General features: G+C 45.3%; 29 protein-coding genes. 5 read left to right on the plus strand and 24 right to left on the minus strand.

The window, feature by feature from the left end:
• The first annotated feature begins 4 nt into the window (after positions 1-4).
• Positions 5-499, plus strand: coding sequence for a hypothetical protein (locus NQ546_RS16080; protein ID WP_133303481.1), 495 nt, complete (start codon positions 5-7; stop codon positions 497-499).
• Between the two features lie 4 nt (positions 500-503).
• Positions 504-875, plus strand: a complete 372-nt coding sequence (locus NQ546_RS16085; RefSeq protein ID WP_004288747.1) for a hypothetical protein — start codon at positions 504-506, stop codon at positions 873-875.
• A 95-nt stretch (positions 876-970) separates the two neighbouring features.
• Here NQ546_RS16085 and NQ546_RS16090 read toward each other — a convergent pair whose 3' ends face one another.
• Genes NQ546_RS16090 through NQ546_RS16100 form a run of 3 tightly spaced genes read right to left on the minus strand, consistent with a single transcriptional unit; the run spans position 971 to position 2,876 of the window.
• Entirely contained in the window at positions 971-1,636 is a 666-nt protein-coding gene (locus NQ546_RS16090) for a DUF4122 family protein (RefSeq protein ID WP_004288746.1), read from the minus strand.
• On the minus strand, positions 1,624-2,073 hold the full coding sequence (locus tag NQ546_RS16095; RefSeq protein WP_004288745.1) for a DUF3408 domain-containing protein: 450 nt from the start codon (positions 2,071-2,073) through the stop codon (positions 1,624-1,626). The genes NQ546_RS16090 and NQ546_RS16095 overlap by 13 nt, the downstream gene beginning before the upstream one ends.
• Positions 2,074-2,081: 8 nt before the next feature.
• Positions 2,082-2,876 (minus strand): ParA family protein, encoded by a 795-nt coding sequence (locus NQ546_RS16100; protein WP_005802628.1) that lies wholly within the window; start codon positions 2,874-2,876, stop codon positions 2,082-2,084.
• Positions 2,877-3,598: 722 nt separating this feature from the next.
• Here NQ546_RS16100 and mobA point away from each other — a divergent pair.
• Genes mobA through mobC form a run of 3 tightly spaced genes read left to right on the plus strand, consistent with a single transcriptional unit; the run spans position 3,599 to position 7,320 of the window.
• Positions 3,599-4,021 carry a conjugal transfer protein MobA gene (gene mobA / locus NQ546_RS16105; RefSeq protein WP_005802627.1) on the plus strand — a complete coding sequence of 141 codons (423 nt, stop codon included), beginning with the start codon at positions 3,599-3,601 and terminating at the stop codon, positions 4,019-4,021.
• A complete protein-coding gene (gene mobB / locus NQ546_RS16110) occupies positions 4,006-5,253 on the plus strand; it encodes a conjugal transfer protein MobB (protein ID WP_004288742.1) in 1,248 nt (415 codons plus the stop codon). The genes mobA and mobB overlap by 16 nt, the downstream gene beginning before the upstream one ends.
• Positions 5,254-5,289: 36 nt before the next feature.
• On the plus strand, positions 5,290-7,320 hold the full coding sequence (gene mobC / locus NQ546_RS16115; RefSeq protein ID WP_004288741.1) for a conjugal transfer protein MobC: 2,031 nt from the start codon (positions 5,290-5,292) through the stop codon (positions 7,318-7,320).
• A 108-nt stretch (positions 7,321-7,428) separates the two neighbouring features.
• Here mobC and NQ546_RS16120 read toward each other — a convergent pair whose 3' ends face one another.
• From NQ546_RS16120 to NQ546_RS16220, 21 genes are all read right to left on the minus strand, one after another.
• Positions 7,429-7,797, minus strand: a complete 369-nt coding sequence (locus tag NQ546_RS16120; protein ID WP_004288740.1) for a hypothetical protein — start codon at positions 7,795-7,797, stop codon at positions 7,429-7,431.
• A gap of 6 nt (positions 7,798-7,803) precedes the next feature.
• Positions 7,804-8,613, minus strand: a complete 810-nt coding sequence (locus NQ546_RS16125; protein WP_004288738.1) for a hypothetical protein — start codon at positions 8,611-8,613, stop codon at positions 7,804-7,806.
• Positions 8,614-8,714: 101 nt separating this feature from the next.
• Positions 8,715-9,254 carry a hypothetical protein gene (locus tag NQ546_RS16130; protein ID WP_004288737.1) on the minus strand — a complete coding sequence of 180 codons (540 nt, stop codon included), beginning with the start codon at positions 9,252-9,254 and terminating at the stop codon, positions 8,715-8,717.
• Positions 9,248-10,192, minus strand: coding sequence for a M23 family metallopeptidase (locus NQ546_RS16135; protein ID WP_004288736.1), 945 nt, complete (start codon positions 10,190-10,192; stop codon positions 9,248-9,250). The genes NQ546_RS16130 and NQ546_RS16135 overlap by 7 nt, the downstream gene beginning before the upstream one ends.
• Positions 10,189-10,926, minus strand: a complete 738-nt coding sequence (gene tssD, locus NQ546_RS16140) for a type VI secretion system tube protein TssD (RefSeq protein WP_004288735.1) — start codon at positions 10,924-10,926, stop codon at positions 10,189-10,191. The genes NQ546_RS16135 and tssD (NQ546_RS16140) overlap by 4 nt, the downstream gene beginning before the upstream one ends.
• Positions 10,927-10,950: 24 nt before the next feature.
• Positions 10,951-13,443, minus strand: coding sequence for a type VI secretion system protein TssR domain-containing protein (tssR, locus tag NQ546_RS16145; RefSeq protein WP_039952941.1), 2,493 nt, complete (start codon positions 13,441-13,443; stop codon positions 10,951-10,953).
• A 3-nt stretch (positions 13,444-13,446) separates the two neighbouring features.
• Complete coding sequence (locus NQ546_RS16150; protein ID WP_004288733.1) at positions 13,447-14,355, minus strand: PKD domain-containing protein; 909 nt, start codon at positions 14,353-14,355, stop codon at positions 13,447-13,449.
• Between the two features lies 1 nt (position 14,356).
• The gene (locus NQ546_RS16155; RefSeq protein WP_004288732.1) at positions 14,357-14,869 is read right to left on the minus strand and encodes a type VI secretion system transmembrane protein TssO; all 513 of its coding nucleotides are present in this window, start codon (positions 14,867-14,869) and stop codon (positions 14,357-14,359) included.
• Positions 14,870-14,880: 11 nt separating this feature from the next.
• A complete protein-coding gene (locus tag NQ546_RS16160; protein WP_004288731.1) occupies positions 14,881-15,384 on the minus strand; it encodes a type VI secretion system TssO in 504 nt (167 codons plus the stop codon).
• Between the two features lie 19 nt (positions 15,385-15,403).
• Positions 15,404-16,366 (minus strand): type VI secretion system baseplate subunit TssG, encoded by a 963-nt coding sequence (locus NQ546_RS16165; protein ID WP_004288730.1) that lies wholly within the window; start codon positions 16,364-16,366, stop codon positions 15,404-15,406.
• A 20-nt stretch (positions 16,367-16,386) separates the two neighbouring features.
• A complete protein-coding gene (locus tag NQ546_RS16170) occupies positions 16,387-17,547 on the minus strand; it encodes a hypothetical protein (protein WP_004288729.1) in 1,161 nt (386 codons plus the stop codon).
• An 11-nt stretch (positions 17,548-17,558) separates the two neighbouring features.
• Positions 17,559-18,437 (minus strand): TssN family type VI secretion system protein, encoded by an 879-nt coding sequence (locus NQ546_RS16175; RefSeq protein ID WP_039952939.1) that lies wholly within the window; start codon positions 18,435-18,437, stop codon positions 17,559-17,561.
• An 11-nt stretch (positions 18,438-18,448) separates the two neighbouring features.
• Entirely contained in the window at positions 18,449-20,293 is a 1,845-nt protein-coding gene (locus tag NQ546_RS16180) for a type VI secretion system baseplate subunit TssF (RefSeq protein ID WP_004288727.1), read from the minus strand.
• Positions 20,294-20,300: 7 nt separating this feature from the next.
• Positions 20,301-20,765: a GPW/gp25 family protein gene (locus NQ546_RS16185; RefSeq protein WP_004288726.1), complete on the minus strand. Its 465-nt coding sequence runs from the start codon at positions 20,763-20,765 to the stop codon at positions 20,301-20,303.
• Positions 20,756-21,196, minus strand: coding sequence for a type VI secretion system tube protein TssD (gene tssD, locus NQ546_RS16190; protein WP_004288725.1), 441 nt, complete (start codon positions 21,194-21,196; stop codon positions 20,756-20,758). Before tssD (NQ546_RS16190) ends, NQ546_RS16185 begins: the two co-directional genes overlap by 10 nt.
• 2 nt (positions 21,197-21,198) lie before the next feature.
• The gene (tssD, locus tag NQ546_RS16195; protein ID WP_004288724.1) at positions 21,199-21,597 is read right to left on the minus strand and encodes a type VI secretion system tube protein TssD; all 399 of its coding nucleotides are present in this window, start codon (positions 21,595-21,597) and stop codon (positions 21,199-21,201) included.
• Between the two features lie 14 nt (positions 21,598-21,611).
• The gene (locus NQ546_RS16200) at positions 21,612-21,905 is read right to left on the minus strand and encodes a hypothetical protein (RefSeq protein WP_004288723.1); all 294 of its coding nucleotides are present in this window, start codon (positions 21,903-21,905) and stop codon (positions 21,612-21,614) included.
• 611 nt (positions 21,906-22,516) lie between these two features.
• The gene (locus NQ546_RS16205; protein ID WP_004288721.1) at positions 22,517-23,506 is read right to left on the minus strand and encodes a hypothetical protein; all 990 of its coding nucleotides are present in this window, start codon (positions 23,504-23,506) and stop codon (positions 22,517-22,519) included.
• A gap of 25 nt (positions 23,507-23,531) precedes the next feature.
• Positions 23,532-23,942 carry a type VI secretion system tube protein TssD gene (gene tssD / locus NQ546_RS16210; protein WP_004288720.1) on the minus strand — a complete coding sequence of 137 codons (411 nt, stop codon included), beginning with the start codon at positions 23,940-23,942 and terminating at the stop codon, positions 23,532-23,534.
• Positions 23,943-23,955: 13 nt separating this feature from the next.
• The gene (gene tssD / locus NQ546_RS16215) at positions 23,956-24,378 is read right to left on the minus strand and encodes a type VI secretion system tube protein TssD (protein WP_004288719.1); all 423 of its coding nucleotides are present in this window, start codon (positions 24,376-24,378) and stop codon (positions 23,956-23,958) included.
• 11 nt (positions 24,379-24,389) lie between these two features.
• The gene (locus tag NQ546_RS16220) at positions 24,390-26,867 is read right to left on the minus strand and encodes an ATP-dependent Clp protease ATP-binding subunit (RefSeq protein ID WP_039953014.1); all 2,478 of its coding nucleotides are present in this window, start codon (positions 26,865-26,867) and stop codon (positions 24,390-24,392) included.
• Between the last annotated feature and the right edge of the window lie 53 nt (positions 26,868-26,920).

Raw genomic sequence — 26,920 nt, forward strand, 5'->3', positions numbered from 1 at the left:
ACGAATGATTTCTGGAATAAGTAAGTGGGATGGTTCAAAAGCTGTCAACCGAAAAGACTATTATATCTGTGGTGATGCTATTGGTGACTTACGTACTACTGATAACAAATTGAGTGTTTGGAAAGCCGATACTCAGGAAGATATAAACGATGCCATTGTAGCATTAGCCTTAAATCGGGATTCAGTAAGTAAACTAAGCTATTTTCTTTTGAAAGAAGAAGATTTAGATAAAATGGATATTAAAATATCTGATGAGCAAGTGGGTGTTGCTGCAGGGCTGGATAGTCAAATTTTGACTAAACACCGAGATCTAATAGATTTAGACTATTGGAGACTCGGATATCTGGCGGACCATTTAACAGAACTTGCAAAAAATGTAAATAATAGAAGAATTTGTTCTGCAAGTGAAGTGAAAAAGTTACTTGAAAGATATAAGCAGGAAAATAAAATCACTCCAATACAAGTGAAGGACAAATTAAGAACAAGTTTAAAATGGTAAAACTATGGCATCACTAAACATGGTCGGACCCTACCTCTTAACAGAGCATGAAATAAATGCTAATGTAGAATTCGGAAGAATTGGTAATTATGCATTTGGGTATTTAAATGATAAGGGAGTGTTTATCGTAAGATATGTAGGACGTTCGGACACAAACTTACACACTAAAATAATGCTTGGGTTAATAGACAACAAAAAAAATCCTGCAAAATATCGTTATGAATGGTTTAAATTCAGCTATGCAGATACTCCTATAGAAGCATATATTAAAGAATGCAAGAATTATCATGACTTTGGAGGAGATAGGGGCAAGTTATTAAATATAACACATCCAGATTCTCCTGATAATTTAATAAAATGTCCTTTTTGTCAATGACATAATAATAAAATCAGTATTATTCATCCCCATCGCAGATATATTTTTCTATGGTGGGGATGATTTTAAAGTATCCACTATTCTATTACTTCACTTTAAAGAAACTGCCTCCATTCGTAATCAACTGGATTTTCTTTTCTCTCTCTTTTCAAAGGCAACGCATTCCCCTCCTTATCCACATACTTCCCCATCAGTTCCTCAATCAGCTTCTTGTTCTCCACCTGGGAGGAGAACAGTTCAAACATGTCCGTTTCCCGGATGGAATGCAGTGTCATGGCCGCCCTGTATGATTTGTTCTCGTCCGAGCCGGCACCATTCAGGTTAAGCAGCACATCGCCTACATTGAGCAGGTCAGCAGGAGTAACCATCGGAGCAATGGCTTCCGTTTCGGGAGAGCGGCTGTCCAGTTCCTCCTGTTCTTCTTTCAGCATTCTCATCTCCTCCAAAGGCAGTTTGCATTCCACTTCATCTTCCGGAATATCCTTATCCGCTCCGATAAAATCACTTCCGGTTTCCAGTTGCTGGCTCATGTAAGGGGCGACGGTCTTCCCGGCATTCTCGTCCAGATAGACAAAGCGGGTAGCTCCCATCACATCCTGTGCATTTCCCGGTTCACCGTTGTCTTTTTCTGCTTGTGGCCGATTGCGGGGAGTATAAAGCAGATCACAGATTTTACCTATTCTCTCTTTTTGTTTCCATACCTTATATAACAGATAAGCGGTACAGCCGAACCGTATTGATAAATAAACTATTTCTTCCATTCTATTGGCTTTTGAGTTGCTTCTTGATTATATATTTCATTGATGATATGCTGATACCTTTCCAGATGGTCTGACAGTACACTCCCTAAAAACATGGGGACAGACATTTCCGGTGCAATGACCGGCAATACTTTGGCAACAGTCCTGTACAATGTATCGTTAATATAGGTCTGCCTTCTTGCTCCCGACAGTTTCACTTTCAGAAACCGGCTCCGGTATTCATCTGAATCAGCCGCTCCATCCGGTGTTTTTTTTATTTGCTGTCTGGAAGAACCGCTTTTCTTCTCCTGTTTCTCCGGACAAGGTCCAGCCTGACTTTTTGTTTCCGGCTCCTCTTCCGGAGGAACCGTTCTTTCCAAAGCGGTCACATCTCCTGCCATCATGCGTTTCAATGCCTCCTCGTCCACTTGGTAATCCGTTCTTCTTTTGGTGGTCATAATTGTTTTTATTGAAGTTTCAGTATGGTTTCTATTTCCGCTGCCAGCAGGTCCAGACTGCTTCCTTTCATTGCGGAGGAAGATGGAGGGAACAAAGTGCTGCGGAACAGAGGCCCTTTCATTCCGGAGTCTTTTTTGTAACGTTCTGCACTGGGAATGACGGTTTCCAGTACCGGCAATTTCAGCGAACGGAAAATTTCAGTATAGCCGTTATACAGGTCTTTGGAAACACGTTTGTCCATCCGGTTCCAGAACATATGGATACCACGCAAGGGTACATCCTTATGCCGGTGCATGTATTCCCGGATGGCAAGGACAAAAGACATGCTGCTCCGCATTGCCATTCTTTCCTGCGTGATGGGAGTGAATACATAATCCATATTGATTACGGACTGGAATACACCGGGCACATTTACGGTGCCCGGAAGGTCAAAAAGGACAAGGTCATAATCCAGCTCCGACTTTTCAAGAAAGCGTCCGGCCGTTTCCCGGGCTTCTTCCGGAGTGGAGTTCAGGATGCTGTAGGCTTTCCTGCCGCTTGCTCCGAACTGTTCCACCAGCTGGTTTTGCAGATGCACGTTCTTTTCAATGTTTCCCACTTCCCAGTTCCGCATGGTACTGATGCTGTGCTGTGGATAATCACAATCCACCACCAGTACGTTATACCCCTTCAGGTAATGGAAGTAACTGGCGAGCAATACCGTGAACGTGGATTTTCCCACACCGCCTTTCTGGTTGCTCAAAGCGACAAATAAAGGTTCTTTCTTCATAGGCTTGAATTTAGAGTGTATAATTTGTTTTATATCTGTCAGGATTTTTTTGTTTCATCACACGGCAATGCATCCGTTGGTATATGGCAATGACGCATTGTTTGCCGGTTTGCATGAATACATTGCATACCATATTGCACCAGTGTAATACCGGTTGCCGATGGGCATTGCCATATAAGGTGCATTGCATTCATGCAATATGGGGTTCAATGTATCCCATACTGCATTGCACGGATGCAATGTATTCCGTCATGCAGGATTGTCGTGCAGCATATATGGCATTGCACATATATGGATGATGCCGCATTCACATCATGCACCACCTGTGGCAGGCAAGCAATACCCCTTACAGGACAATGTTTCAATGTATGCCCTCATGCACTGTGCCAAAAGTAGCGGCTATTTTTGAAACTTCCACCAACATTTCCCCTACCTGACATCAGATGTCGTCAGATGTCATCAAATGTCATATCAAGCGCTGTTTACCAATCGGTTATCACTGTCTAATTTTGCAAAATCGGAATCAGACGATGGAAAAGAACTGACTTCGTCGGACCACAGTGCGTCGTGAACGTCGCACAGCAATCCGACGAAGGAGGATTCTCTGTTCAAGCGAACAGAGCAAGTTGTGTTTTCGTCCGACAAAAAGTCTTTTGTCCGACAAAAACAACTAGCCCGGCTAAAAGCCGGGAGAATCCGCTCCAAAGTCGCGGATTCCGGAAGAGAAAGAAGTACAAACCCAAAATCTCATGTACATGGAGAAAAAAACTGGAACAAGAACAGGCAGGAAGTCCAAAAGCAATCCGGCAGACCGCAAATACAGTTTCCGCCTGAATGCCGAAGAGAACACAAAATTTGAACAGCTGTTGGCGGAATCCGGAGCGAGAGATCTCACGCTGTTCATTAAGAAATCCATCTTCTCGGGACAGATAAAGGTGGTGAAAATCGACAAGGCGACAATGGACTACTACATCAAACTGACCGAATTCCACAGGCAGTTTCAGGCCGTCGGAAACAACTACAATCAGGTTGTCCGGACCTTGAAGAACAATTTCGGGGAAAAACGTGCGATGGCACTGCTTTACAGGTTGGAGAAACTGAGCATCGAACTGATGCTTGTCTGTAAAAAAGTCATGGTGCTAACCCAGGAATACGAGCGGAAATGGTTGCAAAAATAAGTCACGGAACAAGCCTTTACGGAGCACTTGCCTATAACTACGACAAGGTAACGGCAGGTACCGCCGAGATTCTTTCGGGCAACCGCATGATTTCCGACAGATTGGGATTGCCCAGTGAGGACATACGTCTGGCATTGCTCTCTTTTGAGAACTACCTGCTGGCAAACCGCAATACGGAGAAGCCCGTCCTGCATATCTCCCTTTCTCCGGCACCGGAAGACCGGCTGACTGATGGGCAATTGGTAGAGTTGGCGGAACGGTATATGCAGAAGATGGGCTATGGGAATCAGCCGTACATAGCCTACAAACATGCCGATACCCATAATGCCCACATTCATATCGTCAGTGTCTGTGTGGACGGACAGGGGAAAAAGATCAGTGATGCCTACGAGCACCGCCGTTCCATGACCGCCTGTCGGGAACTGGAAACGGATTTCGGCCTGCGCAACGGGGCGGACACGGAAAGGCGGAATCCGAAAGCGGAACTAAAAAAGGTGGACGCTTCCTTGGGGGATGTCCGCCATCAGGTAGGCAACACCCTTAAAGCCGTACTGGAAAGCTACCGTTTCCAGACTTTCGGGGAATACAATGCGCTGCTTTCCACGCTCAACATCGAGGCGAAACAGGTCAGGGGAGAATACAACGGTATACCATATACCGGTATTGTCTATTCGGTCACGGATGATACCGGCAAGGTGGTCAGCCCGCCGTTCAAGAGTTCCCGATTTGGGAAACGCTTCGGAAATGAACAGTTGGAAAAGCGGATGCTGATGAACCTGAAAGACCTCAAGGACGGGAAATGGGCACCCTCCATACAGGCGGACATCGTTCGTGCCTTGCGGCAGGCGGATTCACGGAAACGGTTTGTGGAACTGCTGGGGCAAAAAAATATTGATGTGGTGTTCCGTGAGAATGAGCGGGGACGTATCTACGGTGTCACCTTCATTGACCACAACCGACGGGAGGTATTCAACGGTTCACGCATGGGCAAGGAGTTTTCCGCCAATGTGTTCAACGACTATTTCCAATGGTTGGAAAACATACCCGAAAAGGAACGGGGCGGACATTCCGCTACAGAACTTCGGCAGCATCACCGCCACGAATCCGGCAGCACGCTCGAACTGGCGGCGGGCATTCTTTCGATGGAAACCAACCCGCGTGACTATGAGGAGGAAGCCTTTGCACGCCGCATGAAGAAAAAGAAGAAGACCGGACGCAAACGTGGCATTTAGACAAAACAAGTATCAACCCATTTATATACAATTCTTATGCAGCAAGAAGACGATTTGAGGGCGCTTGCCAAGATCATGGAATTTGGCAGGGCCGTGAGTATTTTTCTTTTGGTGGTACACGTCTATGTGTATTGTTATCCGAGTATCACCGCGTGGAACTTGAACCTTGCGGTGATGGACAGGATTCTGGTGAATTTCAATAATACGACCGGGATTTTCAACTGTATTCTCTGGAGCAAACTGTTGGCAGTGCTTCTGCTGGCAGTTTCCTGTCTGGGTACGCACGGGGTCAAAGGTGAAAAGATAACCTGGCCTAAAATTTATGCGGCGCTGGTGGCAGGATGCGCACTGTTCTTTCTGAACTGGTGGTTGCTTGAGCTGCCATTGCCACACGCGGCAAATACCGCATTCTATATTTTTACTCTTACGGCAGGCTATCTCGCCCTGCTGATGTCGGGGCTATGGATGAGCCGCCTTTACAGGCACAACCTCATGGAAGATGTGTTCAATATGGAAAATGAGAGTTTCATGCAGGAAACCCGACTGATGGAGAATGAGTATTCGGTAAATCTCCCGACGAGATTCTATTATAAAAAACGCTGGAATAACGGATTTGTCAATATTGTCAATATTTTCCGTGCCTGCATGGTTATCGGAACACCGGGTAGCGGCAAGTCCTATGCGATAGTCAACAGTTACATACGCCAGCTTATAGCCAAGGGCTTTGCGATTTACATCTACGATTACAAGTTTGATGACCTGTCCACCATAGCCTATAATTCTTTGTTGAAGAATATGGACAAGTACGAGGTCAAGCCCCGGTTCTATGTCATAAATTTCGACGATCCGCGCAGGTCTCACCGATGCAATCCTATCAATCCGGAATTTATGACGGACATTTCCGATGCGTACGAGGCGAGCTATACGATAATGCTCAACCTCAATCGCACCTGGATTGAAAAGCAGGGTGACTTTTTTGTAGAATCCCCCATCATTCTGCTTGCTGCAATAATCTGGTATTTGAAGATTTACAAGAACGGGATTTATTGTACGTTCCCGCATGCGGTGGAATTACTGAACAAGCCTTACTCGGACCTGTTCACCGTCCTGACTTCCTATCCGGAGTTGGAAAACTACCTTTCTCCTTTCATGGATGCATGGAAAGGAGGGGCGCAGGATCAGCTCCAGGGCCAGATTGCTTCGGCAAAAATCCCCCTTACGCGTATGATTTCCCCACAACTATACTGGGTGATGACAGGAAATGATTTTTCGTTGGATATCAATAATCCGAAAGAACCCAAATTACTTTGTGTCGGCAACAATCCGGACAGGCAGAACATCTATTCGGCTGCACTCGGACTATATAATTCCCGTATTGTCAAACTTATCAACAAGAAAAGACAGCTCAAATGTGCCGTAATCATCGATGAGCTTCCCACCATTTATTTCCGGGGGCTTGACAATCTGATTGCAACGGCACGAAGCAACAAGGTGGGCGTACTTTTGGGTTTTCAGGATTTCAGCCAGCTGACCCGCGATTATGGTGAAAAGGAGTCCAAGGTTATTCAGAACACGGTAGGAAATATATTCAGCGGGCAGGTGGTCGGAGAAACCGCAAAGACACTTTCTGAACGCTTCGGCAAGGTGCTCCAGCAGCGTCAGTCCGTTTCCATCAACCGTCAAGATGTTTCCACTTCCATCAACACGCAGCTTGACTCGCTTATCCCGGCATCCAAGATTGCCAATCTGTCGCAAGGTACATTTGTCGGGGCTGTGGCGGATAATTTTGGCGAGAAGATAGAACAGAAAATATTCCATGCCGAAATTGTTGTGGACCATGCAGCGGTCAGTGCGGAAGAAAAGGCCTACAGGAAAATCCCTTTCATCAACGAATTCAAGGACAAGGACGGTAATGACATCATGATGCAGCAGATTCAGCGTAACTACGACCAGATCAAGTCGGACGCACAGGCCATCATCAACGAAGAGATGGACCGTATCAAAAACGATCCGGAGTTATGCAAGCGATTGGGGTTGGATAATGAAAAAACATCCAAGAAGGAGTAATCCTTCCTCTCATTAAATATCAAGATGAAGTGTGTGTGGGGGATTTTCCCATCAATTTCCCCCACATATTATCAGGTCGGAGCTCTGCAATAGGGGTATTCCTTTCATCTACTTCCCGAACTCCACGACAATCTCCGTCATTTCCCCATGTACTCTTCGCACATTCAGCACCCGTGCAGGAATCCCATGGTTGAAGCAGCATTGGATAAATTCCATTCCAATGAACACTCCTGTATTGTATTCCTCTGTATCGTTCTTCGTGTTTTTGCAGAAAGTTACGGTTCCTTTCATCTTTTCATTCCTTCTCTTGCGGTATTGCGCTTCCTTTTCAAACATCATAAAGACTTCTCCTCTGACAATCTGCACCTGTTGGCCTTCGGTTTGTAGGAATTGCAGGTAACTTTCCAGCAGGTCTTCCGGGCATCCGCTATGGGATAGCATGTTTCTTATCCCTTGTATCTGAATTGAATTTTCCATTACTTTTTATTTGGCTATGATTATCTTTTTATCCTTGATGACAAGTGTGTCTTTCCCGCCATGATTCGTCAGGCTTACATCTTTCAAGTCAATACGGCTGTTGGAGATGGAAAACTCCTGATGAATCGTATCGTTCCGCAGGAAGTGGATGTCCTGTTTGTACAGGTTCGGAATGGAAAAGAACAGGGCTATGATTCCGCCCATGCAGCATATCATCAACAGGGTAAAGGCAACAAACCACCGCTGGTATTTTCTGTCATCCAAAACCTTCACTTCAACTGGTGCAGGCTCTTCGTTGATTGTTGCCTTTTTCTGGTTGCATATCACGCGGCATCTCAAATTGGGAAATTCATGCAGGCTGAACAGGTCCGGAATCTGTTGCAGGAATTGCAAGTATTGTTTGGTTTCCATCTGCACTTCCAGTTCCATAGTTACACGGATGACACTTCGTTTCATTATCTTGGGTTTTCCTATTGCCCCCGTGGGTTTGGCAACATTGACAGGACGGATGTCCGATACGCCTGTGTCCACACTCATGGCAAGCTCCACTCCGGTGTTTCCTAAAGAGGGGGAATCCGTAGGATGGGATCCAAAAGATGAAGAACTTTCTGCACCTTCATATTCCGCTATCAGGTCTGCTATTTCCCGCACCTCGGTTACTGCCACGTTCTTTGCCTCTGCATTCACAAAGGTTTCTACTTTAGCCTTCACCCTGTCGGTCAGAAAGGCTTTTATCTTGTCTTCGCTTTTCTTATGGATAAGGTAGCTCGGATATTTTTTGGTAAAGTTCCGGGCTACGTTTTCCATATAGTCCATTGTGTAATCATAGTTACAATCAATAGACAAAACAATAGATAGCAATAATGAAAAATGACTATGTTTTGAATAAATATTATCTACCATGTTATTATATTACCTTAGTTTATATTCACCCTTTGTAAAATACGTAAAGGGCATTTAACAACCCCGTATTTTATATTATATGGAATATATTTATATTCATCTGTTATTCTTAAAGTATCAGTGGCATTCATTTGTTCTATATCATGATTAACCAATAAAATTTGCAATTTGCTCTCATCCATTGAACTTATTATTGGATAAAAATTAGCAAATATAATATCCGTAATATATGCTATTTTACTTTGATAATCAAATAATAAAAATTGATTTCCATCAGCAGATCCATTATATATAACAAAACAATCTATTTTTCTTTTTCCATCGCTAATCTTTTTCCCAAATTCAATGCTACTACCATCTTGTGTCTCTAATTTAAAAATTAGAAAACATTTATTCATAGATTTAAAATATAGCTCATAAACTTCTTGGTATTCTTGCATCTCTGTTTCAATAATAAGAGTATCATTTTTTTCACAAATGACTTCTTCAGAGGCGGAATTTGCTACAAAACAATTGCCAAATACAAAGAAAAAACATAATATTATAACTACCATTGTATATTCATTAAAGTTACATTTCCATTATTGTCTATTTTTTTTACACCAAGATTGCTTTGATTTGGTTTTGATTCATCTTGAGAATAAAACTTAGTTAAAACAACATTATTAGGACTTATTCTTCCTATCAAGCCTATTCCCAAATTCGATGAAGTTCTACATTCAAAATGAAGATGTTGATCAGCTCCTTTCATGGATTTTGCATTTCCGGTAATGCCTGTTTTACCAATAATATCTCCTTTATGAACTATATCCCCTACTTTTACTGTAATTTCTGACAAATGAGCGTAAAATGCATAATAATTACAACGGTCTAATTTTAAAACTAATTGCTTTCCATAATCTCCTTTTTCAGAATCCACAATTCTATCTACTATACTGTTAGCAACTGCAATTATATTTGTCCCTTGATTTGCATAATAATCAAATCCTTGATGATTCTTCGTTGAATTATTTCGAACTTTACCAAATAGATTACTCGCCCTGTTTCGTCTAATTTGCATTTCAACCAAAGGATCACAAAATTGAGACTCTATTTTTATAGAAGCAATGCAATCATTAAAATAGAAGCCTAAAGTACTTGATACTTCACAACAAAGCCTTACATTTCCCATATTCTTTATTAGAGTGTTATAATGTTCATATTTTTCCAAATAAAATTCATAATAGTTCACCTCACTCTGAAAAAAAGAAGGAATCAAATTAACTATAGAATCCTCATTTATGATAATTTTTTCATCGGGAACAGATTTAAGATATATTTTCACCATAGCATCATATAAAAATTTTCTACTTATATAAAGTCTTACTTTTGTTCCCCAATATAAACTATCAAACTTTCCATTTTCTTGATCGGCCCAATAAGCTTCCATAGACACAGGTCTTAATATGGAATATTTTGTAGAGCCTGCTAAACAACCTTTAACTTTTATCATTTAGATTCTTGTTTTTGGTTTAACTTTACATTTTCAATTTTAACTTCGCCCTGCAAATTAACTTTACCTAACAATTTTATAATTGAACCATCATCATACTCTATTTCAAACTTTACAGTTTCACCAGCATTCGCATTTTTAACCTTAGCACATAAGGTTGCTATTCCACTTTCAGGCAATTCTTCAATTCTACGAGTACCCTCTGCATCCATCCAATACACCTCCACTATTTCCGCTTGCTTTTCCTCTTTCGATTCAGGCGCAATCGAAATAAATGGTTGCTGCGAAATATCCGACACTTTCCACACCTTCTCCCTAACCTCCAGATTATTCCTTTTGATAATCCCCGGTGACAAATACAGCACCATCATCATCGGAGAGTTTCCTACACTCATATACTCCTCTATTTTCACACAGAAGCAGTCCCAGAACCGGAAAATATCCACTATTTCCACTTCGTTGTAGATAAAATGGATTTCCCCGTTGTGCATGGCTCCTTCGTTCAGCCAGTCATAGAAGAACTGTTCTTCACCCTTGCACTCAAACGCAAGCGTAATCAGGTCTCCCTCGACCGGCAGACACTCCCGATTGCCGATTTCCTCGCATACTTGGATGTGGAGTTGTATGATTTTTCTCAGATTCGGGTCATCATAGTGCCGGATGTGGCACCGATAGTTATAATAGAGTATCGGCACCTCCATTCCTCTTATTTTCAGAATAGTTTCATAAATCATGATAATACAGTTTCAGGTGAATGACTATGGTAATAGGTCACGGCTGATCCAATAGTATGTCTGCCCGTTGGACTGGAACGGCTTGCCGGCGGCTTCGTCCAGCAGTTTTTTCTTTTCCTTGAAATATTCAATCAGCATGTCCAGCTCCGCATCCGTAATCATTTTCTTTTTCCGCAAGTCCTTGACACGGTAAACTTCAAAGAAAGGATAGTCGGTCGGGCAGGAGGTAAACCTTTGCAAGGCCTCTGACAGGGGCATTCTCAGGAAAGTCTTTCTCCCTACCTTGCAAAATCTGTCCCTGTTGCGCTCTGAAAGGAAATGTCTGACCAGTTTTCTCCTTGCACGGCGGGTTGAGGCATATTCCGGTGCGTTCAGGCTGTCCGTCTTTACACGTACGGTAGATTCTTCGGCATCTGCCTGTAGGTAGTCGTCTGGACAGTCGCAGATATCCACCTTCGCTTGCTTTTTCTTTTTGACCGCTTCGTATTTATAGTCAACGATCAGCTTGGAGGGTGCTTCCACATACTTTCTCAACCGTTTGAACTCCTCTTCGTTGACAAGCAGATAATAGTCCAGTGTGGAGGACAGCGAGTCCGGCAGTACGATTGGCTGTGCAGGCAGGCTCCAGGCAGGTTCGGTATCCGGAAGTACGGATAGCATGGGTTGTACCCCCGACTGGCGGATATGGTAATAAGCTGTCATTGTCGAATCTGTCCTATATCGGTGTGTACCCACTTCGTCGAATGCCCTTGCCAGGCTGTTGCTCAGCAGGGTATTGTCAAACTTCACTTGTATCAGCATGGAATCCACGGCGGTGGTCAGTCCTTCCAGTTCCAGCGATTCGTTCTTTTGCGGAAATACCAGCCATCCCTGTGTCATGCTCCGGTTTGGAAAGTCCAAACAATAGGTGTTATGGTTCACCTCCGCATATTCGTTTTCATTTCTGATCTGTTCGGGATATACAATCAGTTCCCGTTTTTTCCGGCTGACGCGTGGTGCCGAGCAGTCTATCATGTTTCCGATTTGCAGCACGAAGTTGTTGAAGTTGTCCGGTTCTCCTCCGTAGAGCTGGAAGCCGATCATGCGGCAGTTGTTTTTTACCAGCTTGTTCACCAAGGTGGAGTCTGCCCACTCGCTGTTGAACCCTTTATCGCCGATGACAACCAGGATATTGGTTTCATCCGGACATTTGTTGAATTGCTCCACTCCGATCCGAAGGCCGGACCAGCTGCCGAATCGTCCGTATGTAGGCTTCAGTTGCTCGGCATTACGTGCTTTGGCGGAAAGGAAATCAAGCAGCTCCATGTAGTCGGGAGTCAGTTTGCAGATGGGGTCTTTCCGGTTGTCCGGTTCATTGAAGGTAAGCACGGCACCGAACCTGAAAGAAAAGCTGTCGTCATTCACCAGTTGCGATTGCAGTCCCTGGATGGCATTCACCACGGCTGGAAACCGTTGGATGGTGTTCTCTTTTCCTTCCAGGACAAACATGAGGTTTATTTTTTGCAGGTCCTTCTCTATCTTGTTTTTGAAAATCCCGTAATAGATTGGATTGCCGTTGACATTCAGCACATAGCTTTCCCGTTTGTCGATGACCGGCATCGGAAGCCGGGTCCTGAAGCAGAAGCTCGTGTCATTGTTCCGGTAGGACAGTACCGGGCTGTAGCGGATAGCAGGCTGGCTGGCCGAAAGTTGCAATTTCCGCTTCAGGTCGTTGGATGATAGCGGCAAGGTGTCTTTCCGTTCCCTGTCTTTAAAGACGAGCGTGCTGTCCGGCAGCGAGGTTAGGTCTATATGGAGCTGTTGTTCGGGGGCGGTCAGCAGGCGTCCGTCTATCCATCCGATGACAGCATGCCCTATGCTGTCTGCGTCAAGCTGCGGTTTGTCTGCCACGAGGGTGCATCCTTTGTCTTCCGATATTTGATAAGGATATACGACACTGTAAAATGGAATCTTGCCAGCCTCTTGTGTCAGGTCTGTATTTTTGAACAGTTTTACGGAGTCATTGGCAAAATACGTTTTTGGGGTGGCCAATGCCACGCTGTCGTTCAGCATGACCACCTGTTTGTTTTTGAATCCGGTAACAATGTCGGTAAAGCCGCTCCGGGTCAGCAACAGGTTGTTTTGGTTGATCCATCCGCAGTATTTTGCCTGTTTCCATTCTTTCAGTTTTCCGTTCTTCAGAATGGTGGGGTCGTATCGTATCAGCCTGAGCCAGTCTCCTTTTCGCTTGATGACGAGAAATGCGTCCATATATTTCACAGACTGCATCTCGTTCTTTCCGCTTGGGCTCAGATAGGATGTTCCTGCTTCATTGGCGAAGACAATCCACGGGGTATGTTTGGGCAGTGTCTGGCTGCAGGGAGCCTTTACCCCTTCTATGGAATAGTTCCGCATATATTCACGGGGTACATTCTTTATCCGCATAAAACGGTGTACCGGTCCGCAGGATGCCATACAGATGATGCATCCGCAAATCCATCCTCCTTTTATGAGTGTCGATATGCAATTCTTTTTCATGCCTCATTTGTTTTTTTGTTCGGAAAAGCGTTCGTGCTGTGTTACCATCAGCTGCATCACACATTCGTTGTTCAGGTTGTCTCCCATATCGACGAACACCTCGTCTATAAGGGTTTTCCTGCGTGCTATGATTTTCAGTCCTTGGCAATAGGAATAGAAATCATTCTTCTTGCTGTTGTTGACGGTTACCGCTATGTCCGGATTTCCGCAAAGGTATTTCTTCAGGATATAATTGTAATGGGTATTGAACGGCTTGCCGTCCACGATGGCTTGCAAGTGTTCACGGATGTCATTGCCGATGATGACAAGCACGTCTGTCGAGTCGTTCTCCGTATATTGGGGAAGGATTTCAATGGTGTGCCGGACCGGATATTGGGTATTCTCCGTAGTCAGCAGAACCTCGTATATGCCGGGTTCTGTATAGGCGTAGAGTGGGTTCTGCTCCCGCGAATCGACAATTCCGGATTCTCCGAACTGCCAGCGCCATTCTTTCGACGGACCGTATCCTTTGAAAGATACGATTTCTCCTTGAAAGGCGGTTGCCGGTGCTTTCATCCTGACAAGCTCGTCGCTTCCGTAATCATCCCGGCTCCTGTGTACTGTGATGATCTGTTTCCTTTCCAGTCCTCCGTCCACTTGAAGGCGTACTTGGTAGCGTCCCGGTTTCTTGAACACGTATTCTCCGCTCCGTTCGTGTGATATGTCTCCGTTGCCGAATTCCCAAAGCCAGGAGCGTGCGTTGCGGGTGCTGTCGGCATAATGGACCGTTTCTCCGGTTTCCACCTCTATGGGGGTCAGTGTCATACGCACGGTGCGGCTGGAAAAGAACAGCCGGATCAGTATGGCGACAAGGATGCACAGCAGCATGGCTGCGATTACGAACAGAATCTTTCTGGTATAAATTTTTCCCATGTCATTTGTTTTTAGTTCCTGAGCGCAAGTCTTCCTCCTTTTTCTGCAAGCCTATCTCGCACTCCTCCAGATTGGCTTTGAACAGACTTATGTTTTGTCCGATACTCCATAGCTGTTTCCTGTCGGACAGCCACATGGCATAAAAGTCGGCAATGTGCATGAACAGCTTGTATCGCTTGTCCCAGCTGTTCCTTTCGTATGTGTTCCGCAGGTTGTTTATCAGATAATGGATGTCGTCTTCTTCATACTGGGCGTAAACGCCCGGTTCAAATGTTTCTATTTTACGGAACAGGGAGTCCACCGGCAACTGGCTTTCCGCTTGTTCCTGCTGGAAATCCTTGATGCGGTTCATCTTGATCTTTACGAACTCTTTCTGCTCAAACATCTTGAAATCTGAGTTCCACATGAAAATTACCAGACAACACGCTACGGTTGTCAGGAAAAAGAACAGGAATACATAGGCATGTCCCATGAATATTTCCCGTTTGTTCATTGTCTTTCTGTTGTTGTCCATGGCTTTCCGTTTTATTGTTTGTTGCCGCCGGAACCCACATTCAGGTTACGCCTTGTTTTCCAGTTGTCTTGGATGCACTGCATCAGGTCTTTCTTCACCATCTCTTCCTGGATATTCAGCAGACGGATGGAGTCTTTTACCCCGAGGAAGATGTTGAGGTTTTCCAGCAGCTGCCTGTAAAGCCTGCAATCTTTGGTGTCCATGCCTTGGACATATTTGAGCAGGTTCATCTTGCGCGTACTGACAACGCTTTGCAGGAGCTTGTCGTTTATTTGCGGTGAAGTGTTCATCAGTTTCATGTACTGGTAGATGGAATCCATGCTGTTCGACAGGGACAGCTCTTTGGCATAGATATGGTCATATTCCAGTGCCTGCTCCGTGATTCGCTTTACTTCTATGCCGGAGGTTTTCAGGAAACAGGCAAAGATGCTTACCGCAAGGATGGTGCAGCATGTCAGATAGCCCGCGAATCTCAGATAGGCTTTCCTTACTTCTGTGTTGTTTTTCGGTTTCATATAGGATGATGTTTTATATTCATAAATAGGTGCTGATACCCAGATAGGCGCCTTGTTCGGTTGGGGTTCCCAGCCTGAACCGGGCATCTTCCTGCTGGATGATGTAGCGGATCTGTATCTCCTTGTCCGAGGGGAGGAACAGTTCTGTCAGCGCATTCAGTATTTTACTGTCGGCGGCGCCGGGAAAGAAGCTTTCCATCCGTCGGGCGGACAGGGGACCGATTTCCACCAGCATCTGGTAGGTGCCGTCGGCAAAACTGTTTCCCAGAACCATGTCGTCTCCCAGAATGCAGCTCCCCAATTTGGGAATAAGGCAGGGATCCACTTCCACCACGCATTTGTCTCCTCTCTTGATATGCACGGGCACACCGGTCAGAATGGTCATGCACTCGCCGGTTTTGGAAAGGCTCGCTGTAATCTGTTCCATATAGGCCAGCATATGGACAAGCATGACCGCCAGATGGGTCGGCAGCAATTCCAGTACGGGCCATTGACCGGAAAAGATGCTTACGAAATCCGGATGTACGTTCATCTCGTCAATGCGGCGTTCCTTGTTCTGGAAGGCTACCAACATATGGTCCAGGGAGATTTCGAAAGGCTTGAAGAAACGGCGGGCGAAAAATTCCTCTTCACGGTGGATGCGGATTTCGTCCAGCACCTGTTCCTTCGATATTTTCTCGGACTGGTAAAGGTTCTTGTGGAATATGCCTTCGGGCAGCTCGTCATAAAGGCTTCTCCTGTTCACATAAAGATACAGATAGTCCGTCAGGTCATAATGGGAATATTCCGGGTGGATGTCATGGATGTCTTTCGAGAATCCGCGCCGGATGTCTCCCCGTCTGAATATGAGGGTACGCTCTGCATCATACCCGGCTTCTTTCAGTCCGCTGGCCACCACTTCCGCCTTGAAGTCGGTATCCGGCAGGTTGAATGAATGGGAATGTTCGTCAAACCGTACTATTTTATCTTGTTCTTCCGTCATGTCCGTTCGCTTATAGGGGATTAGTCCAGTATGTTCCAGCGTGACTCGCTCGATTCTTTCGGTTGTCTGGAGCGTTCGGCGACAACGATGTTTTCCTTGTGCTTGCCGATATATTCCAGACGGCTGAGGGTTGTCCACAGGTCATTGAACAGGTATAGGAAACGTTCCGCCGTAACCATCAGTTGGCGGATATTGTGGTGGTTGTACAGCAGCCCGCAGTTTTCCCTCAGCAGGCCTTCGTAGGCACCGGGAGTGATGCCGTTCCATTCGTTGAAGTATTTCAGCAGGTCCTCCTTGTCTTCCTTGTCCATGAAACTCAGGCATACATACAGGCGGTGAGCCAATGTGGAGAATACATTCAGGAAGTGTAGCGGTGAATAGTATTGCCCCTCGTTGCGGAAGGAGAAGTAGATATCGGATATGAACAGCATGACATGGCGGCACAGCATACCGATGTTGGTGGCCAGGCTGGTCTGTTTTTCTGCATTCTCCACTTTGGCAAGGATGTCAAACGAGGCTTTTTCTATGGAATCCACAAGTTGCCCGAATTTGGTATAGTAGCCTTTCAGGTCCGGATGGCTGGACATGCTTGTGCATGGCGGGATGAAGTTTCCGTCCACTTCACAGCGGTTTCCGTTCTTGCGCAGGCGTCCGATCAGCAGAAAGTGTCTTCCCAGCTCGCTTCCGTCGGTCTGTCCGCTCGGCAGCACGCTCAACGCATATTTGGGTAAGGCATTGGGCTGGCGTGGACTGATTTCCTTCTCGTTCGGAATACCCGAAGGAAGATGTTCGAAAGGGTCTGCCATCAGTATGACATCCCACCGTTTGTCCTTTTCTTCTTCCTCTTCTGTAGGGATATGGAAACTGGCGGTGAGTTCGTCATCCTCACCGGCATCATAATCTATCAGGTAACCTCCGGAAGTAAGGGCGTGGCAACGTTTCAGACGGACTTCCAAGGTGCCTGTAACGAGTTCCGTAATGCTGAAATCGCCGGAAACCGGTTCTCCTTTCTTGAATGGCAGGAGTCCGTAGGTATTGCGGTTCAGATGAAATGACTGGTATTCGCACAACCGGTCCGTAAAGTGGTCTTCCTGTTGGGTGAAATGCCCTTTGTTGACAGGCATTCCGTCCGCCCAGTTTACCAGCGGATATTTTTTCTTTTGGCTCTGTTTTCCTATCATAATGTTTCTATTTAATATTCGTTATACTTTATAAGTTCGTTTGCCACACGCTTGGCTATGATTACATCGTGTCTTTTCAGCTTGTTGCCGGCAAGTGTAACGTCGGGGTCTATATAGCGCCGTCTCTTGAAAAAGGACGGTTTGGTATAGAATACCCATTCGTAATAGGCTCCTCCTTCATTCTTATATACGATGGGCGAAGACGGTGATTTGAGGTTGCAGTCGTCAATCATGCGCTGGAACCACTGCCCGAAGATGATATCCTCGGATGCCTTGCCGGTTATGCGTTCCGATGCGGGGTCATCCACCCTGCGGAATATGTCCACATCCATTACGATGCTCCGTTCACGGTTGATGTACAAGGTATCCGAGTCATATTCCTCCGAATATTTCCATACTTTATAAATTTCAATGGGTATGTCGAAATAGCTGTTCACCGTTTGGGAATACAGGAGTGGAAATGCAAAGGGCAGCAGGCAGGTGGAGGCCCAGATGCCGTACTGGAGTTCGTTGCAGAGGTTGAACACTACGGAAAAGAGTCCGGCTCCCAGAAGCATGACCGTAACCGTCAGCAGGCATTGGATGCCGAAAGAAGGCATTTCCTTGCTTGATGCGAACACTTTGCGAAGGACGAGCCGGTTGTAATATCCGGCAGTCCAGTACAGGATGACCAGCAGGATGTAGGCATAAGGCATGAAGTTATAGTCCATGAATCCGGACAGGCCGGGCAGGGCAAGGATTATGCCGCACAGCAGCAGATACGCAATCAGTTTTTTGTTGTTGAGCAGCTTGTTCTTGCGTGCGATAAAATAGGCTGCGATTCCGAAAATCACGGTCAGCAGCGGCATCAGCAGGTACGATGAAATGAGATGTTGGGTAACTGGGTTCATAAGTATGGTATTTATGCTTTATTGTATTCTATGAATATCCGGTAATTGAATGTGTCCGGCGAACAGGCCGAGAGTTTGGTACGCAGGTTGTCTTTTATCTGTTTTTCCTGCGAAGGCTCATCCAGTTTCGTTCCAAGAATCAGATGGACTTCTTTGGTTCGGATCAGTCCTTCGTGCGGCATCGGGCTGATTTCCACCCCGTTCCGGATTTCTGTCCGCACCAGCAGTTCGCCGAGTTCTTTTTTGCAGAAACTGGCTATGTCGTTCTGTGTCAGGACACGGCCGTGCGAAATGAAGGCGTATTTGTAGATGTCAATCCGTTCTCTGTTTTGGGGGGCTTGTTTCCCACCGTAGGTGGTACTGACCAGAGCCAGTGTCTTCGGGTCCAGGTAAGTGGTGGCATTGGGGGACAGGTTTACGCCTGCCTGTATCCGGTTTCCTACCTCACAGTTGGTTGTCCAGTATTTGACGGTAATCTGCCCCTTGCCGGACAGTTCGTCAATCATAAGATAATAAGGTGTTTCCCTGAACTCGTTCATGTTGTCCGCTGTCTGTTTCATTTGCGCCATCAGTTGCTCCATCTGGATGGTAAGTGCCTGTAGCTTGATGCTTGATACGGCATTGAAGGCATGGGTCTCGTCATCCAGCAGGTCGGACAGATAGCCGAGCAGCTCCTTGGCGGAACGGGAGTCGAAACGCTCGCATCCTCCTTTGCGGATGGAGTAGGTTCCATAGCTTTCCGTGGAATCCTTTGCGGGATAGAGGAGTTCATGGTAGTTCTTTCCGTCAGAGTCCTTCACGCTGTGTACGGACAGAAGGGATTCGTAGCTGCCCGTGCGCAAGGGTATCACCCTGAAAGTTTCCTCAAGGGTGGTCGTCTGTTCGTGAAGCGTCTTGTTCTCTACAGGCACGATGTTGATGCCGGCATGAAGTTCTTCAAGGACTTCCGCTGTGAAATGGGCGGGGAACTGTATTTTCACCCATACCAGCTTGTCCTGCATCTTCTCCAGAACGGCCTCTTTGAAACAGGACCGCAGGGTGTCCGGAAGGTTTTTCCTGCAGGAACCGTCGAGTGGAAAGGACTGCGATACCTTCAGAAAATGTTTGCTGTAAATATCCATGACTTCCTTGTCTATGACGGACATCACGTCATAGTCTTGGAAAAAGGCACGGGTTGGTTCTTTCTGTATGGTTGTCTTTTCATGGATTCCCCCTTCCATCACGACTGTTTTCCCTTCTACGGACCATTCCGTACAGGGGAGCAGGAGCAGATATTCATAGCTTTCCGTAAGGTTGGGAAAATCCAGATAGAAGGAAAAGTCTTCAAGGTCGGAAATGGATTCATCCACCGCCATTCCTAACCAGACGGTACGCGGAGGCATCCTTGTTTCTGCACGGGCAATCATGGTCTTCTCCAAGGTAGGGGCTATCCGGTAGAGAAGGTCGTCGCAGACCATATATTTCACGTCGGCTTTGTGCAGCAGGGTATCGCAGGCGGGATAAAACGATACACTTCCGGTCGATAGCTTCCGGGTAAGCGAGTCGCTCTCGTAATACATGCCCGATTCCCGGGTTATCAGGTAACACGGTTCTATGGGATAGGCGTGTACGATGCCGTGTGCGGGAAAGGGTGAGGTAAGGATGTCCGGAGTAAGGATTCGGGCGGTCTTTTCCAGCAGCCTTGTCTCGATGGCGGTAAAATCCTCTCCCAGCATATATATCTCGTTGGACAATGCTTCCAGCAGGAGCTTGACAACCGGGTCGAAGTTTTCCGCCTTTTTTATTCCCCAGAAAGCCGCAGCGTATTTCAGCATACGGTTTCTGATTTGCTCTTTATTGTATTTTTCTGTACTCATAATCCTTTCATCGGGTTGAAATCGGTCCTAAATAGATTACATAATAGAAACACCGTTTTTCTCCGGTATGTACCAGGGTTCCATATACATATACTTGTACACGTTTCTTTACGGCGGGAGCGTCAAATACATTGTCCTGTCGGGTGGTGTCATCAATGATGACACGTACATTTACACCCGTAAGCCGCTTCTCGTGCCGAGTAATTGCCTTGGTTATATATTCCGAGAATTGTCCTTCCCAACGGGTGTGTGAAACAATGCTTTCAAAGTCGAGAAAAAAGATCTCACAGCCGAACTCCTTGTCAAAGGCATGTTCGCCGGGAGCCGTACTGATCAGCAGTTCGATAAACTGATCGATGGACTCGATTTCCGAGCAGGATGCAAGACGGCTGTTTTCCACATCCTCGCTGAGCAAGGCTTCAAAATCCAGGGGCAATTTGCAAAACTTTGTTTCCATACTTGTCAGTGCCATTCGTTTTCAAATTCTTCGTCTATGAACTTCAGTGTTCTTGCGGCAAACAGAAGGACGATGCTGCTGGAATTGGATATACGGTCAACCTTGCGTTGCAGACGGATGCAGTTCCCATCCACAAAGCGCAAGGCAAATGCCGCTTGTTGGTCGGGTTGCTCCTTCTGGTAGATCCGTATTTCGCCGTCTTCATGGGAGTGGCTGTATGCGGCCCATCTCAACAGCTCGTCACCCGGCATACCGATAAGGGTACAGGTAATGAATCCGCCGTATGCCTCACCTTCAGGCAATCCGTCACGGTCTGTATTCCGCTTGAATTGCAGGTCGAACTCTTCAATGCTGTATGCCTCATGGCAGACGGACAGCCGCATCACGTAGCGGTCATCCGGCATTGAGGATTTTTTGTTTTTGAACAATGAAGTGAACCAGTTCATGATTATAAGTTTAAGTGACACGAATCGCCGGTCTCCATTTCCCGGAAGTGGATGAATAGTGATATACGGCTCTCTTTGGTTGTTGAATGTACGTTGAACTCAAGGCATTTTGCTCCCTTGAAACGGATGATCTCTTTGGGAGTACCGGGCAGGCCGGAAGTGTTCATCACCTCTCCGTCCTTCAGGATTCTTGAATTGAACATCCATTCCAAGAGTTCCTCTGTAGGAAATCCGGCAATGCTTACCCGTATTTTACCGCCGTAGGTCTTTCCGGTTACCTTTCCGTTAGAAGTGGTTTCTTTCCGGAAGTCATACTCGTAGCCTAGCAGGTCGTATGCCTGCACTTCCTCATGCTCCGAGGGTTCGGCGGTCCAGAACTTGATATACGATTGTGCACTCATATCCTTATGTTTTTTTATTCTTCTTCACTCATCAGATTGGTTTGCAGCATGGTTGTCAGAGTCCGTTCCTCGTTCATGCGTGATTCAACGAACAGTACGGTGTCCTGACTGTCCAAATGCTTGCGCACGTAGGTTCGCAGGTAGGCTTTGAATGCCTGTACCTTTGTCCGATATTCCTCTAAAGGGAGGGCGAATATACCTTGTTCTCCCACACGTTCTAATCCATATTTCTCCAGTTCTTCTTCAAAAGACTTTTCTAATTGACCATTAGCTATGATATAAATCACTAATACTTTATATTGTCTCATAATAATCTATTTAAATATTAACGATATATTGAATAAGGTTTAGAAAATTGATATTCAGAGTCTTTAAATTCTCGTCTTATATGAAATTTAATCTTATTAGCAACTAATCATAATCCAAACCAATATACACTGCATTGTCAAAGAGAATAAAAATATTCCATAATATAGTGTATATTTTTTATCCGTATTAAACTTCACAAAAAAAAACTCGTACTTATTTTTTTTAAACAAAAACAAATAGTTCGTAATATATATAACCGCACATATAATCACAAAAAATATACTTAATACCAACATGTTATTGAAAGCCATTTGAATGACATTGACCCTAGTAATTTTATAAATAAGCCAAAATATAAAACTTAAAAAACAAAGTGTATGGGCACAAATATAAGAAGTTGAAAATATAATAATCCCAGAATCTATACCTCGTTCATCCACTTCTCGTTTATTCAAAAAAGACACAATATTGTTAATATATTCATTAAGTCGTAATCTAACTTTTTTGTTTTGCAACCAATATATTGGATTTAGCAATCTATTAAAAAGATAGAACAACAATGTATATGTACAATAAAACATTATATTCCAATATAAATTAAGCAATGTTTTCATTTTAATATCAAAGAATTTGAAATATCGATAATAATATCTTCTCCCAACTCACCACCCAAATACCCTCCAATAGCACTTCCGATAAACCCTCCAATAGCAGCGCCGGCACCGATTCCAATACCAGCAGTAAATAGCCCAGCAACAGTAGCTCCTAAAAACGTTCCTATTTTTGTACCTAAATATAAACCAGCAGCCCCTCCAGCCATGCCACCACCAATTTTTAAAATAGTATTTTGGGTATTATCTCCAAATCCTTTATCTTTAGCCAAAGCGTACCCTATTTCAAGAGCATTTAATCCATATTCAATAGGTTTTATTGCATTTCCTATTTTCTCCCCGATACGAAAAAGTGAATAAGTCTTAACATATTGATTACCATAAAAGATATATCCTGATTGTTTTTCAAAATAAAGTCTCAAATTTTTATTTGAAATTCTAGTTTTTCCTGTTTTAGTCAAACCTTCTGCAAAATTGCCAACATATCCACACACTTCCTTTGAGTAATCTATAAAACTATCAATCAAAGTATTAGTATCCTTAGTTCCTAAAAGTTTCAATAACTCTATTGACCAACGATCAATATAATAGTGATTATATTCATAATTATATGTTTCATTTATATCCTTACTTTTCACTTCAATTTTAATATTGAAATAAGTATCGGATTCATCAGTAGATATGATAATTTCAGAATCTTTTTTAGGTATCATCAATGGGCCTTCTGGAATATTTAAGACATACATATCTCCTTTTTCTGAAACTAATTTATTTCGAATGTCATCAGGTGTCAAATGAAGGCTCTTGATAATTGCCAACAAAGAAGTGTCTATTTGTTGAACTTTTATTGGATTGTATATATATGATGAATTTTCTAATATAGCCATCTCCGATGGGATGTTTTCAACATATGCATACCCACACCCAATGACAAATCCTTCATAAGGATATCCTTGGATACAGCTGACCCTAAAGTCATCTAACTCCATATATGTTGTTCTATAATTTCCCATATTACACCCATCTATTGTCGAAATCAACACCTTGAACAGTTAATGTTTCTGGAGAAATCGTTAATGTTGTAGATAACCCCTGTCCGAAACTGATACTTCTGTGTAGCCTTATGCAATACGCGTTCATAAACGCCACCTCAAATATCACTCCGGACGTTCCGGTCTTGAACAGAACTGCCCCGTTTTTTTTCACCCACGGTTTCACAGCCCATCCGTAGATGTTGCTTTTCACCGTCTGCGAAAGGGTTATCATGATTCGTCCTCCACGCACTTCGCCTTCCGGTTGGTTCTTTAGGTTATCTACTGGCTGGTGAAAACCTATCTTGAACTGTTCCACTGCATATTCGTCGCCGTCAACGCTGAATATGACATTCACGTTGCTGTCCACTTGCGGAAAATTAAAAAGTCCCATAACGCTGCTGTTTTTAAAACACCCACTGATTTTCAAACTCTTCTGTACCGAATGCCAGTTTCTGTGCCTGTACGGTCAGTTTGGTCGCAATATAGCTTTTGCCCTGCCGGATATAGCTGATTTCCATATCCACACAAGTCGCTTTCTCAAAGAGTATCTTTTCGAGCGTGGAGCCTTGGTTGTCATGAACTACGATGGCTCCGCTCTGGTATTTACGGGCATCCAGCATCCACTGGATCATGTCACGGTTGGGAAGATGAGGGTAGGTTACATAAAACGTGCCGCCTTTTACCTCGGTCTGTACCTGTCCTTTGATATCTATCCCTTGGGCAAATCCGAATTCGCAGCCGATGAGCTGGTAGCTGTCCTTGTACATGTCGGTCAGTGAGGAGGCAGCCAGGTTGCCTATCTTTAAGAATACGGTATATCCAAACATACGATACTTGATTATTGGTGAATATTCCAGGTTAATTCATTCTGTTCGTCCAGATCTACCTCCAGACTTTTTCCTTTGCCCAGCTCCTCGTTGATGATAAGCCGTGAAATCGGTCTGCGCAGATAGTTACGGATTACACCGGCCACTTGGCGGGCACCGTATTTGGGTGTGAATCCTTTGTGTGCAAGCATCTTACGGGCATCATCGGTGATGGTTATGCCGATACCCTGCTTGTCCAGAAGTTTTCTGACTCCGTTGAACTGTATGTCGAATATTTTCAGGAGTATGTCTTCGCGGATGGGGGAGAACGGAACGATTTCAGACAGGCGTGCCAGAAACTCCGGACGGAAATGCTGCCCCATCACCTCCATGATCTGGGTGGTGGACGGAACATTGCCGGACTCAAGTTGCTTGGTCAGCCACTCGCTTCCTACATTGGATGTGAACAGCACGATGGAGTTGGAGAAATCTCCTTCCTTGCCCAGACGGTCATGCAGTTTTCCCTCGTCCATGATTTGCAGGAAAATGTCATATACGGATGGATGCGCTTTCTCTATTTCATCAAAGAGGACAACGGCGTATGGCTGTTGCCGTATTTTATTGACCAGCATGCCGCCTTCCTCATATCCCACATATCCCGGAGGCGCTCCGTACAGTAGGGCGGCGGAGTGTTCTTCCTTAAACTCGGACATGTCGAATCGAATCATGGATTTCTCGTCATTGAACAGTGCCTCCGCTAGTGCTTTGGCAAGTTCGGTCTTGCCGGTACCGGTGGGTCCCAGCAGGAAGAAGGAGCCGATGGGCTGTCCCGGCTTGTTCATGCCGCTACGGGATTCCAGGATGGCATCCGTCAATGTCTTCAGGGCCTGGTCCTGTCCGACGACGCGTCGCCTCAGATAGTCTTCCATATTGAGTAGCCGTTCCTTTTCTTGCGACTGTATCTTGCCGATAGGGATGCCTGTCTTGCTGGCGACAACGGCGGCTACCTCATAGATACCCACCTCCTCTATTTTCTTCTCTGCAAATTGGAGGAGGACGTTCAATGCGTTTCTCAGATAGCCGGTCAGTTCTTCATACTCCTGCAATTCATGGATGTCCGCTTCATCGGGTATGACTCCTAAAAGGATGGGGCTTAATTTGTTGTGCATTACGAAAAGCAGCGTTTTCAGTTCTTCGGTCTTTTCCTGAAGGTCCTTTTCGTCCTTTTCTATTTCATCCAGCCCGGACAGCAGGGTCTCCACATTCTTCTTTCCTGTTTCATTGACCATCTTGATGGCGGAGAGCGTCATGTCCAGCAGACCGATGGCGGAATCAGGCAGACGGCGGTCTTTGATATACCGTTTGGCAAGACGGACACATTCGGCTACGGCTTCGTTGCTGATTCTTACATGATGGTAGTCCACGTATTGTTTCTGCACGGAGTGTAGCATCTGGATAGCGGACTTTATGTCCGGTTCGCTTACCTGTATGACCTCGAAACGGCGGCTGAAAGCATGGTCCGGCTCGATGATTTTGCGGTATTCGTCAATGGTGGTGGCACCGATGACGGTCAGGTCGCCGTGCGACAGTTCGGATTTCAATACATTTCCAGCACCGGTATTTCCTTGCCGGTTGTCCAGCAATACATGGATTTCGTCAATAAACAGGATTGCATTGTCGATATTCCGCAATTCCTTCAGGATGTTTTTCAGGCGGTCCTCGATTTCCCCCTTGTAGGTGGCTCCCGCAATCAAGGAAGCGTTGTCCAGCTCAAATACACGGGTCTCTTCCAGAAACGAGGGTACTTTATGGCTGACTATGTCCCAGGCAAGTCCGTAAACCAGTGCTGTCTTTCCTACTCCGGCATCACCGACAATCAGGACATTGGACTTGCTCCGGCTTCCCAGTATCTCCATGACCATACGGTTTTCACGGTCGCGGTTGATGACCGGATGCAGCTTGTTGGCCGCATCTTCGGTTAGATCCACACAGTATTTGCCCAAGAAGGAGGATGAGGCGGAAGTCGGGGCATAGGGCTTCTCCGTAGTGGCGGAAGGACATGCCGGCTGCCCGTTACCTATATATATGGAATGGATATCCTTTTCCAGAATGGGGAAAGACCTGAGCTGGTCGCTGGAAAAAGCGACACCGGGTTTTGCCAGTGCCAATAGCACACAGATGGGATTGATGTCGAACAGCCCGAACTGGATTCGTGCATCGTCTGCGGCACGGAAAACGGCGTCAATCCGTTCCGAAGGCTTGATTTCGGACAACTGGGTGGATTTCGGGCATTGTTCGATATACACGTCCGCCCATTCCTCCAAATAGCCTAAATCCTTGCCTATACTTATTATAAAATCTCTTAACCCTACATCTTTATGAAGTAGAGCCTTCAACAAATGCGAGGGTGTATAACACTCGTTCGCATTTTCACGAGCCACTGCAAGTGCTATGTTAAGCGCAATTTTTACAGAATCATCAAGATTGATGAAACCAACTCCTGTTTCCATAATCGTAAGATTTAAAAATTGCGCAGGAGAACATTGCAAATATAAGGCAAAAA

The sequence above is a fragment of the Bacteroides eggerthii genome, assembly GCF_025146565.1.
GTDB classification, from domain to species: Bacteria; Bacteroidota; Bacteroidia; order Bacteroidales; family Bacteroidaceae; genus Bacteroides; species Bacteroides eggerthii.

Coding starts and splice junctions, on each gene's coding strand:
- tssD (WP_004288719.1), bottom strand. CDS start 24,378: ATGTTTGGATATACCGTATTCTTAAAGATAGGCAACCTGGCTGCCTCC.
- mobC (WP_004288741.1), top strand. CDS start 5,290: ATGCAGCAAGAAGACGATTTGAGGGCGCTTGCCAAGATCATGGAATTT.
- NQ546_RS16220 (WP_039953014.1), bottom strand. CDS start 26,867: ATGGAAACAGGAGTTGGTTTCATCAATCTTGATGATTCTGTAAAAATT.
- NQ546_RS16185 (WP_004288726.1), bottom strand. CDS start 20,765: ATGGCACTGACAAGTATGGAAACAAAGTTTTGCAAATTGCCCCTGGAT.
- tssD (WP_004288735.1), bottom strand. CDS start 10,926: ATGATTTATGAAACTATTCTGAAAATAAGAGGAATGGAGGTGCCGATA.
- mobB (WP_004288742.1), top strand. CDS start 4,006: ATGGTTGCAAAAATAAGTCACGGAACAAGCCTTTACGGAGCACTTGCC.
- NQ546_RS16155 (WP_004288732.1), bottom strand. CDS start 14,869: ATGGACAACAACAGAAAGACAATGAACAAACGGGAAATATTCATGGGA.
- NQ546_RS16160 (WP_004288731.1), bottom strand. CDS start 15,384: ATGAAACCGAAAAACAACACAGAAGTAAGGAAAGCCTATCTGAGATTC.
- tssR (WP_039952941.1), bottom strand. CDS start 13,443: ATGAAAAAGAATTGCATATCGACACTCATAAAAGGAGGATGGATTTGC.
- NQ546_RS16080 (WP_133303481.1), top strand. CDS start 5: ATGATTTCTGGAATAAGTAAGTGGGATGGTTCAAAAGCTGTCAACCGA.
- NQ546_RS16090 (WP_004288746.1), bottom strand. CDS start 1,636: ATGGAAGAAATAGTTTATTTATCAATACGGTTCGGCTGTACCGCTTAT.
- NQ546_RS16085 (WP_004288747.1), top strand. CDS start 504: ATGGCATCACTAAACATGGTCGGACCCTACCTCTTAACAGAGCATGAA.
- NQ546_RS16120 (WP_004288740.1), bottom strand. CDS start 7,797: ATGGAAAATTCAATTCAGATACAAGGGATAAGAAACATGCTATCCCAT.
- NQ546_RS16165 (WP_004288730.1), bottom strand. CDS start 16,366: ATGACGGAAGAACAAGATAAAATAGTACGGTTTGACGAACATTCCCAT.
- tssD (WP_004288720.1), bottom strand. CDS start 23,942: ATGGGACTTTTTAATTTTCCGCAAGTGGACAGCAACGTGAATGTCATA.
- NQ546_RS16200 (WP_004288723.1), bottom strand. CDS start 21,905: ATGAGACAATATAAAGTATTAGTGATTTATATCATAGCTAATGGTCAA.
- NQ546_RS16095 (WP_004288745.1), bottom strand. CDS start 2,073: ATGACCACCAAAAGAAGAACGGATTACCAAGTGGACGAGGAGGCATTG.
- mobA (WP_005802627.1), top strand. CDS start 3,599: ATGGAGAAAAAAACTGGAACAAGAACAGGCAGGAAGTCCAAAAGCAAT.
- NQ546_RS16175 (WP_039952939.1), bottom strand. CDS start 18,437: ATGAACCCAGTTACCCAACATCTCATTTCATCGTACCTGCTGATGCCG.
- NQ546_RS16130 (WP_004288737.1), bottom strand. CDS start 9,254: ATGGTAGTTATAATATTATGTTTTTTCTTTGTATTTGGCAATTGTTTT.
- NQ546_RS16150 (WP_004288733.1), bottom strand. CDS start 14,355: ATGGGAAAAATTTATACCAGAAAGATTCTGTTCGTAATCGCAGCCATG.
- tssD (WP_004288725.1), bottom strand. CDS start 21,196: ATGAACTGGTTCACTTCATTGTTCAAAAACAAAAAATCCTCAATGCCG.
- NQ546_RS16170 (WP_004288729.1), bottom strand. CDS start 17,547: ATGATAGGAAAACAGAGCCAAAAGAAAAAATATCCGCTGGTAAACTGG.
- NQ546_RS16205 (WP_004288721.1), bottom strand. CDS start 23,506: ATGGAGTTAGATGACTTTAGGGTCAGCTGTATCCAAGGATATCCTTAT.
- NQ546_RS16180 (WP_004288727.1), bottom strand. CDS start 20,293: ATGAGTACAGAAAAATACAATAAAGAGCAAATCAGAAACCGTATGCTG.
- tssD (WP_004288724.1), bottom strand. CDS start 21,597: ATGAGTGCACAATCGTATATCAAGTTCTGGACCGCCGAACCCTCGGAG.
- NQ546_RS16135 (WP_004288736.1), bottom strand. CDS start 10,192: ATGATAAAAGTTAAAGGTTGTTTAGCAGGCTCTACAAAATATTCCATA.
- NQ546_RS16125 (WP_004288738.1), bottom strand. CDS start 8,613: ATGGACTATATGGAAAACGTAGCCCGGAACTTTACCAAAAAATATCCG.